This is a genomic window from Streptomyces sp. NPDC046197 (genome assembly GCF_040646295.1).
Classification (GTDB): Bacteria; Actinomycetota; Actinomycetes; order Streptomycetales; family Streptomycetaceae; genus Streptomyces.
This window is the reverse complement of record NZ_JBEYZY010000018.1, coordinates 64,468-83,397: the sequence shown is the minus strand read 5'-3', so window position 1 is coordinate 83,397 and position 18,930 is coordinate 64,468. Positions and strand designations below refer to the sequence as shown.

Genomic DNA, 18,930 nt, shown 5'->3' with positions numbered 1-18,930 from the left:
AGCGGGAGTATGGGGGACATGGACGCCGAGCTCTTCCCCCGGACCCGCGCCGAGGTGGCGCCGGGGGCCGTCCACGTGCCGGACTGGCTGGATGCGCACCGGCAGCGCGAGCTGCTCGCGGCCTGCCGGGAATGGGCCCGGCCGCCGGCCGGCCTGCGCACCGTGCGCACGCCGGGCGGCGGGACGATGACCGCCCGGCAGGTGTGTCTGGGCTGGCACTGGTACCCCTGCGCCTACGCCCGCACGGTCGTCGACGGTGACGGCGCCCCGGTGAAGCCGTTCCCGGCCTGGCTGGACGAGCTGGGCCGGCGCGCGGTGGCGGACGCGCTGGGGCCGGGGGCGGCGATGACGGCGCCGTACGACATCGCACTGATCAACTTCTACGACGCCGACGCCCGCATGGGCATGCACCGCGACGGCGACGAGAGATCCGGGGCACCGGTGGTGTCGCTGAGCCTCGGTGATACGTGCGTGTTCCGCTTCGGCAACACCGAGACCCGCGCGAAGCCCTACACGGACGTCGAGCTGCACAGCGGCGACCTGTTCGTGTTCGGTGGCCCGTCGCGGTCGGCGTACCACGGTGTGCCGCGGGTCCACCCGGGCACGGCACCACCCGAGTTGGGGCTGGCCGGACGGCTGAACATCACCCTCCGGGTGAGCGGTTTCTGAGCCGCGGCGGCGGTCACGGGACCTGCGGATCATGGGAGACTCGCCCTCATGAGCGGCAAGGCGGACCCCCGGACGGCGGGGGAAGGGACCACCTCCAGGACGCGGCTGGACCGGGGGCGCGGTGCGCTAGGACCGGCCCTGGAGCTCGTGCACACCGGGCGTGCCCCGACCCGGGCCGTGCTCACCGCCGAACTCGGGGTGACCCGGGCGACCGCCGGCGCGGTGGCCGCCGAACTGGAGGCGCTGGGCCTGATCCGGGTGGACGCCCGGCCGGGCGCCGCCGGTGGCTCGCAGGGCCGGCCGTCGCACCGGCTCGCGGTCGCCGAGGACGGTCCGGTGGCGCTCGCCGCTCAGGTGCACACCGACGGGTTCCGCGTGGCCCTGGTGGGCCTCGGCGGCCGGATCGTGGCGACCGCACCCAACTGTGAGACCGTCGACGCCGACCCGGCCAAGGTGCTCGGCTCCGCCGTCGAGGCGGGCGCCGAACTGCTGCGGACCACCGGGCTGCGCTGCGTGGGCGCCGGGCTGGCCGTGCCGTCGGCGGTCGCCGAGCCGGAGGGCCTCGCGCTGAACCCGCTCCATCTGGCCTGGCCCGTGGGAGCGCCCGTCCGGCGGATCTTCACGGAGTGCCTGCACGCGGCCGGCATCGCCGGACCGGCGTTCGCGGCCAACGACGTCAACCTCGCCGCGCTCGCCGAGCACCGCCACGGAGCGGGGCGCGGCGCCCGCGACCTGCTGTGCGTGGCCACCGGGCACCGGGGCGTGGGCGGCGCGCTGGTGCTGGACGGGCGGCTGCACACGGGGAGTTCGGGGCTGGCGCTGGAGGTCGGGCACCTCACCGTCAACCCCGAGGGCCGTTCGTGCTACTGCGGCAGCCGGGGCTGCCTCGACGTCGAGGCCGACCCGATGGCCTTCCTGACCGCCGCGGGCCGTGAGACGGGCCCCGAGGTGTCGCTGCTGCAGCAGGCCAACGACCTCATCCGCAACCACTACGACGATCCGGCCGTCCGCACGGCCACCGAGACCCTCATCGACCGCCTCGGGCTGGGCCTGGCCGGCCTCGTCAACATCCTCAACCCGGACCGGATCATCCTCGGCGGACTCCACCGCACCCTGCTCGACGCCGACCCGGACCGCCTGCGTGCGGTCGTCGCGGACCGCAGCCTGTGGGGGCAGAGCGGCGGTGTCCCCATCCTCCCGTGCACCCTCGATCACAACAGCCTCGTCGGTGCCGCCGAGTTGGCCTGGCAGCCCGTCCTGGACGACCCACTGGCGGCCCTGAGCTGACCGCCGGTGATGCTGCAGCGTACGACGTCACGCGGGCGGCAGGTGCCGTCCGGCGGCAGGCGTCCGGGACGGTTCCGGCCGGCCCTCGCCGGCGAGGTACTGCGCCCGCCCCTCGCCGAGCGACCAGTCGGCCGGCCCGTTCTCGGTGACGGTGACGAACACGTTGCGCGGCTCGGTGCCCGCATAGGCGTGGGCGAGTTCGGCGATCCGCCGGTACAGCGCCTGCTTCCGGCCGGGAGGTCGCCCGCTGCGCATGGTGATCGCGACGTACACGATGCCCTCGTCGCGGTGCACGCCCAGGTAGTCGCCGTAGCGGAGGCCGCCGCGGGTGCCGTCGTGGCGGGTCAGGATCTGGAAGCGGTCGTCGGGTGGGATGCCGAGTGTCTCGACCAGTGCGTCATGCACGGCGCGGCCGAGCGCGTCGAGCCGGTCGCCGTCGGCGTCCATCGCGTCGATACGGACCAGGGGCATGAGTGTTCCGGTTCCTTTCAGGCGGCCGCCGCCCGGCGGGGCCGGGGCACGAGCTCGCCGCCGCAGTTGGGACAGATGTGTCGCATGCTCTCGCTGCACGCCACGCAGAAGGTGCACTCGTACGAGCAGATACGGGCCGGCGCGTCGTGCGGCAGCGCCGCGGACTCGCACCGTTCGCAGCGGTCACGCATCTCCAGGGCCATGGTCGTCGCCTCTCCTCACATCCGCGGACTGTTTCCCTCCATCCTCCGGCCGGTCAGCGAGGCCGAAAGCGCCGCCCGGGTCGACGACCGGCACGATCGGGCCACCGGGCGGCCGGTCCCTCAGGCCCGGTCGACGGCGAAGGCGCGTCCGGGATTCTCCGTGAGGATGCGGTCCACCAGCTCCGCACCCAGGACGGCCGCAAGCCGCGGCCGTACCCGGCGCAGCAGGTACGGCATACCGGGACCGCCGTCGACCGACCGGGCGCCTGCGACGACGGTGTCCCCGCCGAGCAGCAGCCGGTGCCCGAACCCGGCCTCTGCCAGGGCGCGTACGGCCTCGGGCATGCGCCAGTCGGTGGCGTGGTGGGCCCGTGACGGGCCGTCGAACGCCAGATAGCAGCCGGACTGTGCCGCCTGGCGCTGCACCACGGAGTCGGGGGAGCGGTTGAGATGCCCGAGGATCACCCGGTGGGGCGGCACGCCCAACTCGCCGCACAGCAGCTCCAGTACGTCGAGGGCGCCGGTGCCCAGCTCCAGATGGACGGCGACGGGCGCGCCGGTGGCGTGGTGGGCCTCGGCCGCCGCCGTCATCGTCCAGCGGGCGTGCGCGTCGAGGGCGTGGAAACCGCCCGCCACCTTGATGAATCCGGCGCGGACGCCCGACGTGCCGATTCCCTCGGTCAGTTCGGTGACGAAGACGTCGGCGAGCCCGCCGCGCAGCCCGTCGAGCAACTCCCCTTCGTAGTGCACGGCTTGGTGCAGGCCCGTCGCGCAGACCACGTGCACCCCGGCGGCCCGGGACAGCAGCGGCAGGTCGGCGGCCCGCCGGCCCAGGCCGTACGGCGTCCACTGGACCACGCCGGTCCCGCCCGCCGCACTGAACGCGGCCAGTTCGGCCCGCGCCGCCGCCGCGTCGTCCAGCTCCTGGCCGGGCAGCTGGGGGCTGCGGAAGAAGAGGTGGTCGTGGGCGTCCGTCACACCCAGCTCCTCGGGGCGTACGTCACCCAGGACCGTACGGACGAAGCTCACCACTGCCGTCCTCGTGGCAGTTCCTTTCGCCCCGGCGCGGACATGTGCAGGACCTGGAACGCCTCGCCTTCGGCGTTGGGCGCGCCGTCGGGCCAGAGCGAGAAGTGCACCAGTTCCCAGCGGTGGGTGTCCACGGCCGCCGCCGCGAGCACCGCGCCCTCCTGACGGGCCAGCCGTCGGGTCTCGCGCACCGCGTCCTCCATGACCTCGGACAGCACGACCCCGTCGGGGAGGGGCTGCCGGTGCCGCACGGCGACGGCCGCCGGCGAGTCCGGGGTGCCTCCCTCCTCGTACGCCAGGCCCGTCCACTGCCGGACCTCGGGCCGCCCGAAGTCGTCGGCGAGCCCCTGGAAGGGCCCGCCCCACAGGAAGGAGTTCATGCTCTCCACGGTGTTCCACAAGTAGAACGGCGCGTACTGGTTGACCGGCGAGCCGTGCACCCCGCGCTCCCGCATCAGGTACGTCTTGAAGCCGAGGCCGTCCCGGTCGTCCAGCAGGTGCCCGACGCGGGCCACCCGGCGACGGACGTCGTCCATGTCGTAGTCGGCGGGGAGGGTGAGCTCGTACTGCATGGCGTGCATCGTGACGGGGTCCTCCGACTCGTTCAGTTCCGGGTGTTCGGTGGGGCAAGAAGGGAGAGCAGCCCTCTGACGCCGGTGTCGAAGGCCGCGGGGGAGCCGGAGGCGCGGGCCAGGACGTACCCGCCCTGCACGGTCGCCAGGATCGTCGCCGCGATCTCCTCGCCGTCGAGCGCGGACGCGAACTGGCCCTGCTCCTTGCCCTCGTCGACGATCCGGGCGAGCCGCTCCCGGATCCAGTCCAGGGTCTCGTCCACCGGAGCGCGCAGTTCGGCGCTGGCGACGACGTCCGGATCCATCGTCAGCCGTCCGACCGGGCAGCCGCGCAGCACATCGCGTTCGCGCCGCAGATAGGCCTCGATGCGCTCGTACGGCGTGCCGGGACCGTCCAGTACTCCCGCGGCCGTAGCCCGCATCTCCTGGGCCGTGCGCCGGATCGCGGCCAGCGCCAGATCGGGCTTGCCCTTGAAGTGGTGGTACATGCTGCCCTGTCCGGCACCGGCGCGCTCCAGGATGGCCTTGGGGCTGGTGCCCACGTAGCCGCGCTCCCACAGCAGCTCACGGGTGGACTCGATCAGTCGTTCCGGGGTGCTCATGAGAGCACTGTACATACTAGTAGGTACAGAAGTCGAGGCCCCAGTAGGAGCAGCAGCACCCCATGGCGTACTCCCTGGGAGGTATGCGCACTGCCGCTGGCCGTACGACGACCCGGACCCCGTCTCGGCGCCACTCTCGAGTGGTCACTGGAGAACCCCCGCGCATCCCCATCGAAGGAGCTGAACCGAGATGCACACCCTGGCGAACTGGGACGGCGGCCCCGGGCCGTGGATCCTCTTCTTCCCACTGTTCTGGGCCGCCGCCGCCGTCGCCGGCGTCGTCACCGTCGTGCGCCGCACCGCCCGGCACGGCCGCGGACCCTGGCGCGGCATGGACGGCCGGCCCTGGCACGGCACGGACGGCCGGCCCGCGGGCGACTCGCCCCTGGCCGTCCTCGGCCGCCGCTTCGCCTCCGGCGAGATCGACGAGGACGAGTACTGGCGCCGGCTGTCGGTGCTGGAGGAGCACTTCGGCCGCACGGGCAAGGGCGGTGCCGCATGACGTCCCGCCCGTCGCACCCAACGACCCCCGAGGCCTGCCCGGAGCCCACTGCCCTGGAGGCTCCCCCTCGCGCCGCCCCCGCGACGACCACCACCCGGACGGCCGCGCGGGTCGTCGACGCCGTGAAGACCTACGGCGCCGGTGACACCGCCGTGCGGGCCCTGGACGGGGTGAGTGTGGCCTTCGCCGCCGGGCGTTTCACCGCGATCATGGGGCCCTCGGGCTCCGGCAAGTCCACCCTGATGCACTGCGCGGCCGGACTCGACACGCTCACGTCGGGCACCGCCCACATCGGTGACACGGAACTGAGCGCCCTCGACGACCGCCGCTCGACCCTGCTGCGCCGCGACCGGGTCGGCTTCGTCTTCCAGGCCTTCAACCTCGTGCCCACGCTGACCGTCGCCGAGAACATCACGCTGCCGCTGGACCTCGCGGGCCGTTCCGGCGACCGCGAGTGGATCGACGCACTCGTCGACATCGTCGGACTGCGCGACCGCCTGCACCATCGGCCCGCCGAACTCTCCGGCGGCCAGCAGCAACGCGTCGCCGTGGCCCGGGCGTTCGCCGGCCGGCCGGACGTCGTCTTCGCCGACGAGCCCACCGGCAACCTCGACTCCCGTTCCGGCGAGGAGGTGCTCGGCCTGCTCGGCCGCGCGGTGCGCCGGATGGACCGCACGGTCGTCATGGTCACCCACGACCCGGTCGCCGCCGCCCATGCCGACGAGGTGCTCTTCCTCGCCGACGGACGCCTGGTCGACCGTATGGAGTCACCGACCGCGGACCGGGTCCTGGACCGCATGAAAGCGTTCGAGGTGAGGTCGTGAACGCCTCGGTCCGCCTCAGCCGGTCCTCCCTGCGCGCCCACAAACGGCGCTTCGCCGGTACCTTCCTCGCCGTGTTCCTCGGCGTCGCCTTCCTCGCCGGGACGCTGGTCATGGGCGACACACTGCGCGCGAGCTTCGACTCGATGTTCGGCGAGGCGACCAGCGGCACGGACGCCGTGGTGCGCAGCGCCGACGCCATCACCGCCCCCGGCGAGAGCCAGGGAGTACGCCAACCGGTGGACACCTCCCTGGTGCGTACCGTCGAGCAGGTTCCCGGCGTGGCGGCCGCTGCCCCGAACATCCAGGGCGCGGGCCAACTCGTGGGCCACGACGGCAAACCCATCGGCGGCCAGGGGCCGCCGACCCTCGCCGGGAACTGGATCACCGACCCCGGACTCAACCCGTACCGCCTGGCCGAAGGCCGCGCCCCGGCCAGGTCCGGGGAGGTCGTCGTCAACCGCGGCACCGCGAAGCGGGGCGGCCTGAAGATCGGCGACACGACGACGCTGCGCACCCCCGGCCCCGTCCGGGTGACGATCGTGGGCCTCGCCACCTTCGGCGGCGAGGACGGCATGGCGCAGGTGACCTTCACGGGCATGACCCGGGCGGACGCCGAGAAGTACCTGACCGCACGGCCCGGCCGGGCCGCGAGCATCCAGGTGCGGGCCGGGCCCGGTATCAGCCAGAAGGAACTGGTGCGACGGCTGACGCCGGTGCTGCCCCACGGCGTCGAGGCCATCACCGGCCAGGAGTCGGCGCAGGAGAACACCGACATGATCTCCAGTCAGTTCCTCACCCTCTTCACCACCTTCCTGCTGGTGTTCTCGGGCGTCGCCCTCCTGGTCGCGACCTTCTCCATCCACAACACCTTCGCCATCGTCGTTGCCCAGCGCACCCGCGAGAACGCCCTGCTGAGGGCCCTCGGTGCCTCCCGGCGCCAGGTCACGCTGTCCACGCTGATCGAAGCGGGCGCCGTCGCGCTGACGGCGTCCGCCGCCGGACTGGCGGGCGGCATCGGCATCGCCGCCGGACTGCAGGCACTGTTCCCGGCCATCGGCTTCCCGTTCCCCGGGGGCGGCCTGGTCGTCAGGCCCCTGTCGATGGTGCTGCCGCCGGCGGTCGGCGTCGTGGTCTGCCTCGGCTCCGCGCTGACTCCCGCCGTACGGGCCGGCCGCACTGCCCCGCTGGCCGCCCTGCGTGAAACGGCCGTCGACACCTCCGGCGCCGGGCGGCCGCGCGCCGTCGTCGGCGCCACTCTCGCCGCGGTCGCCGTAGCGGTGACTCTCACCGGTGTCCTGGTCTCCCCGTCGGTATGGCTGGCCGGACTCGGCGCCGTACTGGCCCTGGTCGCCTTCGTGGTGCTCGGTCCGGTCGCCTCCATTGCCGTCGTACGACTTCTCGGCAGCCCCCTTGCCCGGCTGCGCGGTGTCACCGGCGGCCTCGCCCGGCGCAACGCGCTGCGCAGTCCGAAGCGCACCGCCGCCACGGCCGGCGCCCTGATGATCGGCGTCGCGGTGGTGTCGCTGTTCACCGTCTTCGGCGCTTCGCTCAAGGCCACCATGGACCAGACGGTGTCCCGTTCCTTCGCGGGCGACCTCGCCGTCAGCACCCCGTCCTTCGGCGCGGGTGGCAGTGGACTGAGCCCCGCCCTCGCCGGGGCCCTGCGGAAGCTGCCCGAGGTGGACACCGCCGTCGGGCTCGGCCGCGGTGTGGCCCAAGTGGACGGCAGCGGGAGGGCGTTGACCGTCACCGACCCGGCCGCGCTCGCCCGTACCTTCGACCTGGGCACGGTGCAGGGATCCCTGCGCGACCTCGGCACCGACGGGATCGCCGTCACCAGGAAGGAAGCCGACCGGCAAGGACTCACCACGGGGAAGAGGGTGCGGCTCACCTTCACCGACGGCAGGAAGGAGACCTTCACCGTCCGCGCGGTGTACGGCCAGTCGGAACTCGCCGGTGACTACGTCATCACCCGTGCCGCCTGGGCACCGCACCGCACCCAGGACTCGGACACGCTCGTCGCGGTGTCGCTCAGGCCGGGCGTGGACACGGACGCCGGCAAGGCCGCGGTGCGGAAGGTCGCCGCCCGCTACGGCAATCCGCAGGTGCAGACCCGCGACGAGTACGCGCAGTCCTCGGCCGGCGGCATCGACATGATGCTGACCCTGGTCTACGCCCTGCTCGCCCTCGCGGTGCTCATCGCGCTGCTCGGCATCGCCAACACGCTGACGCTGGCCGTCCACGAACGCACCAGGGAACTGGGCCTGCTCAGGGCCGTCGGCCAGACCCGGCCCCAGTTGCGGGCCATGGTCCGCTGGGAGTCGGTGCTGGTCGCCGCGTTCGGCACAGCGGGCGGACTCGCCCTCGGTGCCTTCCTGGGGTGGGTGCTCGTGAAGGCGTCCGACGGCGTGAGCGACACCGCCTTCGCCTTCGCGGTGCCACCGGCGCGGCTCGCGGTGGTGGCTCTGGTCGGGATCGTGGCCGGAGCCCTCGCGGCCTGGCGCCCGGCCCGGCGCGCCGCCCGCCTGGACGTACTGCGGGCCATCGCGGCCGAGTGAGCGCTCGGGGTGCGGCTGCGGAGCAGAGGCGATGCGCGGACGCCGCGCTACCACCGGCGGGCCGTTGCGTGGGCCCCCTCACCGCCCGGTCAGCCGGGAACGGCGGACCGGGCGGGAGCGTGGGCGGACCTGCCGCCGTCGAGCGCGGGCTCGACCTCGGGAAAGCGGCGTGCGGGCTGCTCCCCGGCCACAAGGCGCGGTACGCGCGCGGGAACCGGTGCGGCCACCGCGACCCCGGAGGTGGGCAGGGCGAACCAGACGACCTTTCCCTTGTCGCCGTCCGGCCGTACCCCCCAGCTCTCGCTCATCGCGGCCACCATCGCCAGCCCACGGCCGCCCGTGGCGAGCGGTGCGATGCCGTCGATGTCCTCCACCACGGGAAGGCGCGGGTCGTGGTCGCGCACCGAGACCATGAGCCGGTCGAGCAGCAGTTCGATCTCCACGGTGCACAGCTTGTCGGGCTCCGCGTGCTGGTGGACGTTGGTCAACAGCTCCGTCACACCGAGCGCGGCCCGGTCTATCAGAGGGTCCAGATGCCAGTAGCGCAAGTGCGCAGATACGATTCTGCGGACCTGGCCGATCCGCGACGGCAGGGCTTGGAGCTCCACCGTGCAGTGCCTGCTTGGGTGACTGATCACGGCTGCGACTCCCCGACGTTGAGGTCCGGAAGAACACGAAGTTTCGGATCCAGCAGGACGCCTGCGTGACACGGCCGCCTGCTGTCGTGGCCGGCGGGCTGGTTCGCAGCGTTATCGCCGGTAAACCCAGAGTGACGTGAGACCAGCGTGACGCAAGGGGTTGGGTCCCGCAAGTCGCGGTACGTCAACCGCCCCGTCCGGCCGCCCTGCGGACGGCCTCGATGAACCGGCGTGCCGCGGGCGGCCCGGGCTCGCCGGGAGCGGGGTCGTGATCACCCAGGGTCAGCAGATACCGCTTGCCGTTGAGGTCGGCCAGCGCCCGGTCGTCCGGGGCGAACCAGGGCCTCGACGCGCGTACCGCCTGCACCGGCGCGCTGTCGATCTCGCTGCCGTAGCTGGTGAGCAACTCCAGCCTGCCGTCGCTGATCCGGACCTGCCCGGCCCTGGTGAGCGAGCGCAGCCGCTTGTCGATCCGTACGCCCGTGGCCGTGAACTCCGGTTCCGCCATCCTTCCCCGCCCCCTCGTGCGTGTCACTGGGTTCTGGTCCTGCCTGGTCGACGAGTCGGCCCGTCTCGTTCGTGAACCAGTGTGCGGCCCCGTTCGGGACCTTGGTCCCGTCCCGGTGCAGTCTGCACGCCTCCGGCGTGAAGCACCAGTACACACAACGCGCACGCGACCGGCGCCAGGAGCACTCCGCGAATGCGCCCCCAGGTTCGCGCCCCCGGCGGCCGCCTGCCCGGTGGTGGCGCTCCGAACCCCGCACCCCGAGCCCCGCCCCAGGGGTGTCTTTGACCCGCTCAAAGGAGCGTTTATGCAGGTGAGAAGCGTGCTGAAGGTGTCTATCATCGGTGGCGTCCGGCCGCGCGACACGCCGTCGGCGCACAGCGGAAGGAGTCCCGACGTGAGCACGACCCAGCAGCGCAGGACCGGCGAAACCCTCGACGTGGACCGCAGCGACGCCGGCTACCGCGACTGGCTGAAAGAGGCGGTCCGCAAGGTCCAGGCCGACGCCAACCGCTCGGCCGACACCCACCTGCTGCGCTTCCCGCTGCCCGAGCAGTGGGGCATCGACCTGTACCTGAAGGACGAGTCGACCCACCCGACCGGAAGCCTCAAGCACCGGCTGGCGCGATCGCTTTTCCTCTATGGTCTGTGCAATGGCTGGATCCGGCCGGGCCGCCCGGTGATCGAGGCGTCCAGCGGCTCGACGGCCGTCTCCGAGGCGTACTTCGCCAAGCTGATCGGGGTGCCCTTCATCGCGGTCATGCCGCGCACGACGAGCGCCGAGAAGTGCCGCCTGATCGAGTTCCACGGCGGGCAGTGCCACTTCGTGGACGACTCACGGAAGATGTACGAGGAGTCGGGCCGCCTCGCGGTCGAGACCGGCGGCCACTACATGGACCAGTTCACCTACGCCGAGCGGGCCACGGACTGGCGCGGCAACAACAACATCGCCGAATCCATCTTCCGCCAGCTGGAGTTGGAGCGTTTCCCGGAACCGGCGTGGATCGTCGCCACCGCGGGCACCGGCGGCACCTCCGCGACCCTCGCGCGCTACGTCCACTACATGCAGTACGACACCCGCATCTGCGTCGCCGATCCGGACAACTCCTGTTTCTTCGAGGGGTGGACCACCGGTGATCCCGGCGTCACCTGCGACTGCGGCTCGCGCATCGAGGGGATCGGCCGACCGCGCATGGAACCGAGCTTCGTGCCCGGCGCCGTCGACCGGATGATGAAGGTGCCGGACGCGGCGAGCGTCGCCGCCGTCCGCGCGCTGGAGGGAGCCATCGGCCGCAAGGCGGGGGGCTCGACCGGCACCGGTCTGTGGAGTGCGCTGAAGATCGTCGCCGAGATGGTCGCCCAGGGGCGCCGGGGAAGTGTGGTGACGCTGCTGTGCGACCCCGGGGACCGGTACCTCGACAAGTACTACTCGGACGCGTGGCTGGCCGAGCAGGGCCTGGACATCGCGCCCTACACGGCGGCGATCGAGTCGTTCCTGCTTTCGGGCGAGTGGCCGCTCTGACGCGGTCGGTCGCGGGCGCACCGCATGAGACCGATCGGTCGGGTCGCGGGCGCACCGCATGAGACCGATCGGGCGGGCGCAGGCGCGCCGCCGTGCCGTCAGGCGCTCGCCAGATGCCGGTCCAAGGACGTCACGGCGTTCCGGAAGGCGTGCCCCAGGCCCGCGCGGGCCAGGGAGAGGACGAGCCGGAAGGGTGCCGTCCCGTCCGCCGCGAAGGTCCACTGCACACGGGTCCCCGTACCGGCCGGGGTGAGCCGCCACTCCTCGGCCAGCGCACGGGCGCCCGGCGCGTTGGTGGCGTCCACACGGTAGGCGTAGACCTCGGGCGCCTGTGCCGCGAGGACCGTCTCCTCGAACCGCGTTCCGCTTCTGAGCCGGATCTCGCGCCCGGCACCCCCGTCGGTGGGGCGTGCGAGTGTCACCGCGGAGAACCAACGTGTCCAGCCCGGCACGTCCTCGGCGAGGGCGTGGAAGACCCGCTGTGGCGCAGCGGAGATCTCCCGGGCGAAGATCAGGCGTACGGGCGCGGCCCGGACGAAGTCGATTCCCACCGGGCGCAGACGGCGAGCCATGGACGAACCCCCTTGTGGCGGTCCCGCGGGGCGAGTGACCGAGCACCGTCACCCTAACTGACGGCCCCTCAGATGTCTGCCCCGTCACCGGGCTCGCCCGCGACCACCAGCCGCAGATGCTCCGAGACGTCCGAGCGTGCCCCGGCCGGCAGCCCCGCGTCCGTCACCAGCGTGTCGACCTGCTCCAGCGTCGCGAACGAACTCAGGCCGACCACGCCCCACTTGGTGTGGTCGGCGACCACGACGACCCGCCGCGCCGACTGCACCAGCCGCCGGTTGGTCTCGGCCTCCGCGAGGTTCGGTGTCGACAGGCCGGCCTCGACCGATATCCCGTGCACGCCGAGGAACAGCATGTCGAAGTGGAGCGCGGCGATCGCCTGGTCGGCCACCGGACCCACCAGCGAGTCGGACGGAGTGCGCACACCACCGGTCAGCACCACGGTCGCCGCACCCTGCCGCTGGCCGGAGGTGCGCTGCGCCGTGTTGAAGACGTCCGCCACCCGCACCGAGTTGGTGACCACCGTCAGGTCCGGCACGTCCAGCAGGTGCTGGGCCAGCGCATACGTCGTCGTACCGCCCGAGAGCGCGATCGCCGTGCCCGGCGCGACCAGCTCGGCCGCCACGCGCGCGATGTCCTCCTTGGCGGTGAGCTCCAGTCCCGACTTGGCCTCGAAGCCCGGCTCGTGGGAGCTCGCCTCGACGACCGGCACCGCGCCGCCGTGCACCTTCTCCAGAACGCCCTGGCGGGCCAGCGCGTCCAGGTCACGGCGGACCGTCATGTCCGACACGCCGAGCTTCCGGGTCAGCTCGTTCACCCGGACGCCACCGCGCCGCCGCACCTCGTCCAGGATCAGGGCGCGCCGCTGCTCCGCGAGGAGGTTCTGATTCTCACTCACGTGTGCTCCGGTTCCTTTCGCCTCAAGCCGTCCGACACGCCCTGCGCACCCGCTCCGACGGGGGGTCCGCCCCGTCCCGATGTGTGGGCGTCCCATCCTTTCACGCCTCGCCGCCCGCCGCGCCATCACCTGCCTGGCCGTGCACATGCCACTAGGGGGTGTCGTTTGGATCACCGCGGGTCCGCGACGCCTGGCACGGCACCTCGCCGCGTTGTCGCATGACCCGCGTACGCCCAGTACGCGGGTCATGCTCCGCCTTGCGATGCACCGCATCATGCGCCGCGGCCTGATCCGCGCCGATCCAAACGACACCCCCCTGGATCCTGTCCGTCGTCGCCGTCACCCGGATCGGGGAGATTCCGTGACACCGGCTGTGCGGCACGCCCCCTGCCGAGATCCTGGTGCCCGCACGGACCCGCACACGGTACGGACCGACGGCGCATCACGGGGGATGAACGAACAGTGGAGCGTGCGCAGCAACGACCTGGAACAAGTGGGCGCGAGGTCGCCGGGCCGCCACCCGCACCGACCGGTATCGCCCTGGAGCTCCTGGTCCACGGGGTCGGCGGCACCACGCCCGAGAAGATGCTGGACGATCCACGCACGGTGCGGATCACCGGGGACGACACGGCGGCCGTCTTCCGGCGCGCCGACGACGTCGACGCGGAGGCCCGGCCCGGGGACCACCCCGGCGGACCGGTGCCCGAGGCGTACGTCTGGTGCAATCTCACCTCCGGCAACGGCGCACGCGCCCTGTGGCTGTTGCTGCTGCCGTTCATGGTCGTCAACCTCGCCCACTGGATGCGCCCCGCCGCACCTGACCGTACCCGCACGGTGCGCCTGTACGGGCTGCTCGTGCGGCTCGTTGGCCTGACCCTGACGGTGCTGCTCGTGGCCGCCGCGTGCGAGGTCGCCCTCGACCTCGGGGCCTGGCAGTGCGCGGGTACACCCGCGTGTGCGGCACGGCACTCCTGGCCGGTCTTCCTGCCGGCCCCAGGTGACGGCTGGTGGACGGCGCCGGGCCGGCGGCTCGCCGTGGCGGCCCTGGTGCCCGCCGCGCTCACCGCCCTGCTCTGGTACCTCTCCCACCGCACCTGGAGCGCCTACGAGTCTGCGGAGCCGATGTCCCGCACAGCCGAGCCCGAGGAGGAGACCGGCCGTACAGCGCTCGGCCGGCCCGGCTTCTGGTACGGCCGCCGTCTGGTGGCCCGGCTGCGGGCCGCCCACACCGCCGCGGGCCTGCTGACGGTCGCCGCGGCGGTCGCCACGCCCGCCGCGCACTTCGACCGCCGCCCCGGCGGGCCCGCGGCCCTCGACACCCTCGGGTGGCTCCTGCTCGCCGGCCTCGCCGCAGGGGCGGCCGGCGTGGTGTGGGTGGTGTGCCGCCGGGGCCGCAGCGAGCACCGGCTCGACCGCCGGCTGGACCGCCATCTCGTCCGGCGGCTGCCGCTCGGCGCCCTGCTCCTGCTCCTGCTGGCCGTGCTGTACGCGGGCTGGTCGCGGCCTGGATGGCACGCGGTGGGGCGGCTGCCGGGGGACGCGACCTTCGGCGGCATCGCCCTGGTGCAGGGTGCGCTGGTCGTCGCGCTGGGCGTCACCGCGCACCTCCTGCACCGCACCTCTCCCGACCCGCGCGCCGCGCTGCGGGGCCTTGGCGGACCCGCGGTCGCGCTGCTGGCCTGCGCACTCGGCGCCGTGATGTCCGGCGGGGTCGCGCAACGCGTGGCCGACTGGCTGGGCGGCCCCGGGGTGGCCGTCACCGGCCCGCCGGTCCTGCTCACCTGGCAGGCGTCCACGATCCCGCCGCTTCTGGTCGTGCTGCTGGTGCTGTGCGGCCGGCTCGCCGGGCGCACCGGGCGCCTGGCCCGTGCCGAGCGCGTCGCGGTGGAGCTGGACCATCCGGGCGAGCCGAAGGATCCCGAGCGCACCCGGCGCATCGCGCGCACTCGCGCGATGGCCACGCTCACCGACGACGGCCCCCTCGTCGTCGGTGTCACCTCCGCCGCCACGTTCGCGCTGGGCGCCGCCGCGCTCGTGGGGGCCCTGGGCAGCGGCCGGACCCCGGCCGGCGCGGCCGAGGCAGCGCCGCCCGTCGTCCGCGGCGCGGCCGAGACCGCGCAGACGTTCGGATCCTGGCTGATCGGACTGGGCTTCCTGCTCTTCGTCACCTGGGGCCGACGTGCGTACAAGGACGCCTCCGCCCGGCGCACGATCGGCATCCTGTGGGACGTGGGCACCTTCTGGCCGCGCGCCGCCCACCCGTTCGCCCCGCCCTGCTACGCCGAGCGCGCGGTGCCCGACCTCACCTGGCGCATGGCGACATGGACCCGTGCCACGGGCGGACAACTGGTTCTCTCCGGACACTCACAGGGCAGCGTGTTGGCGGCCGCCGCGGCCTGGCAGCTCACCCCGCCGGTGCGCAGGCGCGTGGCACTCCTGACGTACGGGTCCCCGCTCGAACGCCTCTACGGTCGCTGGTTCCCGGCCCACTTCGGCCCCGCCGCCCTCATCGCGCTGCACCACGACGTGGACTGCTGGCGCAATCTGTACCGGCTCACCGACCCCATCGGCGGGCCGGTCCGGCTGCCCGGTGACGATGGCCCGGACGTGGACCGGGCTCCGCTCAAGGACCCGCTCGCGTACGGCCGCACCGCGCGGCATCCGCTGCCCGCCCCGATTCTGGGCCATTCCGACTACCAGGCGGACCCGGTCTTCGTCGAGGAGCGGCAGCGCCTGCTGGCCCGGCTGCGCCCCGGCCTGCCGACGCCGCGCCACCGCGGAGGACAGCCCGCCGGGGCCGCCGACGCCACGGCACGGGGCTGACCCGGTCCCCGCACCGTGAGCCCCGGCACGCCCAGCGATGTCTCAGGGCAGCTCGGGCAGGTCCCCGGCGAACAGCAGCGTCAGATCGTCCGTACTCGGGTCGCCGAGCTGTGCGACCCGGCCGGCGTGGCGCTCCACCATCGCCTCGAAGGTCTGCCGCGCGGTGCGGCCGTTGCCGAACGCGGGACCCTTCGGGATCGCGGCGAAGTACTGCAGCAGGGCATCCGCGGTGCCCGGAGCCAGCCGGTACTCGTGCTCCTCGGCCTGCTGTTCCACGATCCGCAGCAGCTCCTCGGCGCCGTAGTCACTGAAGGTGATGGTCCGTGAGAAGCGCGAGGCCACGCCCGGGTTGACGGAGAGAAAGCGCTCCATCTCCGCGGTGTAGCCCGCCACGATCACCACCACCGCGTCCCGTTGGTCCTCCATCAGCTTCACCAGGGTGTCGATGGCCTCCTTGCCGAAGTCACGACCCGCGTCCTCCGGCGACAGGGCGTATGCCTCGTCGATGAACAGCACTCCGCCGCGCGCCCGCTCGAACGCCTCCTGGGTGCGGATCGCGGTGGAGCCGATGTGCTCGCCGACCAGGTCGACACGGGAGACCTCGACCAGGTGGCCCTTCTCCAGCACCCCGAGCGAAGCGAGGATCTCGCCGTAGAGGCGGGCCACCGTCGTCTTGCCGGTGCCGGGGGAGCCGGTGAAGACCAGGTGGCGCTTGACCGAGGCCGCCTTCAGCCCGGCCTGCTGCCGGCGCCGGCCCACCTCGATCATGTCGGTGAGGGCCCGCACCTCTCGCTTGACGCTCTCCAGGCCCACCAGCGCGTCGAGTTCACCGAGGACGTCCTTCGCGGTCCGCGAGAACGGCGCCGGCTCCAGGTCCGCCACCAGCGGCTCCTGTTCCGTGGTGCGCTGCCCGGGGATTGCGCCCAGCAGACCGGGTGACGGGTCGGCCGTCTGCACGACCGTCTCCCGCGCCGGGGGCGGGCGCAGGCTCCCGCTCTCGTCGCTGGCACAGTCCTCCACCACGGGACCCGCCCCGGCCCCGGTGTCCGGCCCGCCGTCGGCGAACTCGTACCCGCCGCGCGCACACCGCTCCGTGCGGCACCTCTTCAGCGTCGTACGACAGCCGTCGATCACGTGGAAGCCGTAGCCGCCGCTGCCCGTCACCCGGCAGCCCAGGAAGCTGCCACGGCCTCCCGCCGACACGTAGAAGCCGGCCTCGGCGGGGGAGGCGACGGTGCAGCGCTCGATGGTCGGATCGGCGCCCTTGGTGACGATCACGCCGGTCTGCGTGCCGTCCACGGTGCAGTTGTTGAGGGTGCCGCCGCTGCCGTGGTCGCGGAACCAGGCGCCCGTGGCCGCGTCCTTGATCCGGCAGTCGTCGAGCTGTGCGGTGGCGCCGTCGCTCACCGACACGGCGGTGTTGCGCACCTGGGACAGGTCGCTGTCGACGACGTCCGCGCGGGAGCCGCGGTCGAGGACGAACAGCGCGTCCGGCACGTCGTGCACCCGGCAGGAGTCGAGCACCGCGGTCGCCCCGTCGCTGATCCACACCGCGGGGTAGTCACCGGTACTGTCGAAGATCTCGCACTGGTTGGCGTCCACGCGCGTGCCCGGGTCCCACACCGACAGGCCGTTGCGCCCGAACTGACGCACCGTCGTCCGGGTCAGCGTCAGCACCGAACGCGACCGCAGGTCGACCGCGTTCTCCGGGATGTCGTGGAGGCGGCAGTCGGCGAGGGTCACCACCGCGTCGGTGTCGAGGGTGACACCGTCGGCGGTGGTGCGGTGCACGTCGCAGTCGGTGAGGTGCGCCGTGGCCCGGGCGGTGACCTGGACGCCGCTGCCCCGGACCTCGTAGATCTCGCAACCCACCGCCTCCAGGGCCGAGTTGTCGCCGGTCGCCGTGAGGCCGGCACCCGAGGCGTGGTGGATGCGGCAGCTCTCCAGCCGTGGGTGGGCGCCGCCGCGGACCGCCACCCCCGACTGGCCGGCCGCGACGACCTCGCACTCCTCGAACACCCCGCCGCCGCCGTCGAGTACGGCGATGCCGATGCCCGCCGGGTTGTCGACCGTGCAGCGCCGCACGGTGGGCCGGGCGCCGCCGCGCACCTCGATGCCCGCCGCGGAACGCGTGACGATGCGTACGTCCCGCAGCTCCGGTGTCCCCTCCTCGACGAGGAGGGCGGGCGCGGCCGCGTCCTGGCCCTCCAGATGCAGGTCCTGGACCACCGCGGAGGCACGTACGGTCAACGGCACTCCGTCGACGGGCGCGATGCGCACCGAGCCGGGGGATCCCTCGGGGCCGCGCAGGGTCACCGCACGCTGCACGACGAGGTTCTCGCGGTAGGTGCCGGGGGCGACGGTGAGGACGTCACCGTCCGCGGCGGCCTCCAGGGCGGCGGCGAGCGATGTGTACTCACCCGTGCGGCGCCGCCACCGCGATGTGCCGGTGTGCGTCACCTGGACCGTGCCCTGTGCCATGGCGTTGCTGTGCCCCCACCTCGTCGTACCGATGGCTCGTTCGCCTTCGGGGCGCTGCAGCCGCTGCCCCTGCGACTCGCTCGCGCGCGGGTTGATGCCGATTGCGTCGGCCGGTCAACCGTAGCGTGCGCGGGGAGGGTCGGTTGACCAGAGCGGGAAGGCCGTCAGCTGCCGGTCCCCGTACGGCCCCAGTCCGGGCCCGCGCGGTCCCAGGCCTGGTCCCAACGCGCGTACCGGCGGCGGACCAGGTGCCGGACGATCAGCCGGCGTATGCACTCCACGAGACCGGCCGCCAGTACGGCCGCGCCGAAACCGGCGAGCACGGCGTGGGTGGTTGCCGTCGCGGAGTCCAGGGAGCGGGTCACCGTGCGGCCGTGCCGGTCCGTCCAGAGCGCGAAGTGGTCGCCCGGGTGGGGCGCTTTGAGACCCGTGGTGACCGGGCCGTGCCGCCGGGTGCCGTCAGGGGCCGTCCAGTCGGCGACGACGCGGCTGCGTATGCCGCGGCCCGAGGAGGTTTCCGGATCCGGCTCCACCACTGTCCGGTCGAGACTTCTCACCACGACGGCCGGCACCAGGTGACGGGCGGTGCGCTGGTCGCGCACCGATTGCTGCAGGGCGTCCTGGGCGGCGGAGCCGGCGAGGGCGCCGACCACGGGCGCGGCGACCAGGACGAGCAGCAGGGCCACCAGGGCCACCCACGACTCGACCAGATCGGTCGTGCGGCACAGCGGATTGCCCCGCCAGCGCCATAGTCCGCCGATTGCTCGCACCGTCGC

General features: G+C 73.2%; 18 protein-coding genes. 7 read left to right on the top strand and 11 right to left on the bottom strand.

Going from position 1 to position 18,930, the window contains the following annotated elements:
- Window positions 1-18: 18 nt before the first annotated feature.
- Together AB0A61_RS24630 and AB0A61_RS24625 are read left to right on the top strand one after the other, a co-directional pair.
- The gene (locus tag AB0A61_RS24630) at window positions 19-669 is read left to right on the top strand and encodes an alpha-ketoglutarate-dependent dioxygenase AlkB (protein WP_361296026.1); all 651 of its coding nucleotides are present in this window, start codon (window positions 19-21) and stop codon (window positions 667-669) included.
- 48 nt (window positions 670-717) lie between these two features.
- Complete coding sequence (locus AB0A61_RS24625; RefSeq protein WP_361296023.1) at window positions 718-1,956, top strand: ROK family protein; 1,239 nt, start codon at window positions 718-720, stop codon at window positions 1,954-1,956.
- 27 nt (window positions 1,957-1,983) lie between these two features.
- Here AB0A61_RS24625 and AB0A61_RS24620 read toward each other — a convergent pair whose 3' ends face one another.
- The 5 genes from AB0A61_RS24620 to AB0A61_RS24600 all read right to left on the bottom strand — a co-directional run bounded on the left by AB0A61_RS24620 (window position 1,984) and on the right by AB0A61_RS24600 (window position 4,833).
- Complete coding sequence (locus AB0A61_RS24620; protein WP_361296020.1) at window positions 1,984-2,427, bottom strand: tautomerase family protein; 444 nt, start codon at window positions 2,425-2,427, stop codon at window positions 1,984-1,986.
- A 17-nt stretch (window positions 2,428-2,444) separates the two neighbouring features.
- Entirely contained in the window at window positions 2,445-2,630 is a 186-nt protein-coding gene (locus AB0A61_RS24615; RefSeq protein ID WP_361296017.1) for a DUF1272 domain-containing protein, read from the bottom strand.
- Between the two features lie 120 nt (window positions 2,631-2,750).
- Window positions 2,751-3,662: a phosphotriesterase gene (locus AB0A61_RS24610; protein ID WP_361296014.1), complete on the bottom strand. Its 912-nt coding sequence runs from the start codon at window positions 3,660-3,662 to the stop codon at window positions 2,751-2,753.
- Window positions 3,656-4,240 (bottom strand): DUF4865 family protein, encoded by a 585-nt coding sequence (locus AB0A61_RS24605; RefSeq protein ID WP_361296011.1) that lies wholly within the window; start codon window positions 4,238-4,240, stop codon window positions 3,656-3,658. The genes AB0A61_RS24610 and AB0A61_RS24605 overlap by 7 nt, the downstream gene beginning before the upstream one ends.
- A gap of 23 nt (window positions 4,241-4,263) precedes the next feature.
- A complete protein-coding gene (locus AB0A61_RS24600; RefSeq protein WP_361296008.1) occupies window positions 4,264-4,833 on the bottom strand; it encodes a TetR/AcrR family transcriptional regulator in 570 nt (189 codons plus the stop codon).
- Window positions 4,834-5,023: 190 nt separating this feature from the next.
- On the opposite strand from AB0A61_RS24600, the gene AB0A61_RS24595 reads away from it, so the two are divergent.
- The 3 genes from AB0A61_RS24595 to AB0A61_RS24585 are packed head-to-tail and all read left to right on the top strand — an operon-like array spanning window position 5,024 to window position 8,717.
- Window positions 5,024-5,335, top strand: coding sequence for an SHOCT domain-containing protein (locus AB0A61_RS24595; protein WP_361296006.1), 312 nt, complete (start codon window positions 5,024-5,026; stop codon window positions 5,333-5,335).
- Complete coding sequence (locus AB0A61_RS24590; protein WP_361296003.1) at window positions 5,332-6,159, top strand: ABC transporter ATP-binding protein; 828 nt, start codon at window positions 5,332-5,334, stop codon at window positions 6,157-6,159. The genes AB0A61_RS24595 and AB0A61_RS24590 overlap by 4 nt, the downstream gene beginning before the upstream one ends.
- Window positions 6,156-8,717, top strand: a complete 2,562-nt coding sequence (locus tag AB0A61_RS24585; RefSeq protein ID WP_361295999.1) for an ABC transporter permease — start codon at window positions 6,156-6,158, stop codon at window positions 8,715-8,717. Before AB0A61_RS24590 ends, AB0A61_RS24585 begins: the two co-directional genes overlap by 4 nt.
- 89 nt (window positions 8,718-8,806) lie before the next feature.
- Here the strand turns inward: AB0A61_RS24585 and AB0A61_RS24580 are convergent, their stop codons facing one another.
- Window positions 8,807-9,355: an ATP-binding protein gene (locus AB0A61_RS24580; RefSeq protein WP_361295996.1), complete on the bottom strand. Its 549-nt coding sequence runs from the start codon at window positions 9,353-9,355 to the stop codon at window positions 8,807-8,809.
- Window positions 9,356-9,539: 184 nt separating this feature from the next.
- Complete coding sequence (locus AB0A61_RS24575) at window positions 9,540-9,863, bottom strand: hypothetical protein (RefSeq protein WP_361295993.1); 324 nt, start codon at window positions 9,861-9,863, stop codon at window positions 9,540-9,542.
- 394 nt (window positions 9,864-10,257) lie between these two features.
- On the opposite strand from AB0A61_RS24575, the gene AB0A61_RS24570 reads away from it, so the two are divergent.
- Entirely contained in the window at window positions 10,258-11,382 is a 1,125-nt protein-coding gene (locus AB0A61_RS24570) for a PLP-dependent cysteine synthase family protein (RefSeq protein WP_361295990.1), read from the top strand.
- A gap of 98 nt (window positions 11,383-11,480) precedes the next feature.
- On the opposite strand, the gene AB0A61_RS24565 is transcribed toward AB0A61_RS24570, so the two are convergent.
- Window positions 11,481-11,954, bottom strand: a complete 474-nt coding sequence (locus AB0A61_RS24565; protein ID WP_361295987.1) for an SRPBCC family protein — start codon at window positions 11,952-11,954, stop codon at window positions 11,481-11,483.
- A gap of 68 nt (window positions 11,955-12,022) precedes the next feature.
- Window positions 12,023-12,850, bottom strand: coding sequence for a DeoR/GlpR family DNA-binding transcription regulator (locus AB0A61_RS24560; RefSeq protein ID WP_361295984.1), 828 nt, complete (start codon window positions 12,848-12,850; stop codon window positions 12,023-12,025).
- 462 nt (window positions 12,851-13,312) lie between these two features.
- Between AB0A61_RS24560 and AB0A61_RS24555 the strand changes: the two genes are divergently transcribed.
- Window positions 13,313-15,673, top strand: a complete 2,361-nt coding sequence (locus AB0A61_RS24555; protein WP_361295981.1) for a hypothetical protein — start codon at window positions 13,313-13,315, stop codon at window positions 15,671-15,673.
- 42 nt (window positions 15,674-15,715) lie between these two features.
- On the opposite strand, the gene AB0A61_RS24550 is transcribed toward AB0A61_RS24555, so the two are convergent.
- A complete protein-coding gene (locus tag AB0A61_RS24550; RefSeq protein ID WP_361295978.1) occupies window positions 15,716-18,154 on the bottom strand; it encodes a right-handed parallel beta-helix repeat-containing protein in 2,439 nt (812 codons plus the stop codon).
- A 164-nt stretch (window positions 18,155-18,318) separates the two neighbouring features.
- On the bottom strand, window positions 18,319-18,924 hold the full coding sequence (locus AB0A61_RS24545) for a hypothetical protein (protein ID WP_361295975.1): 606 nt from the start codon (window positions 18,922-18,924) through the stop codon (window positions 18,319-18,321).
- Between the last annotated feature and the right edge of the window lie 6 nt (window positions 18,925-18,930).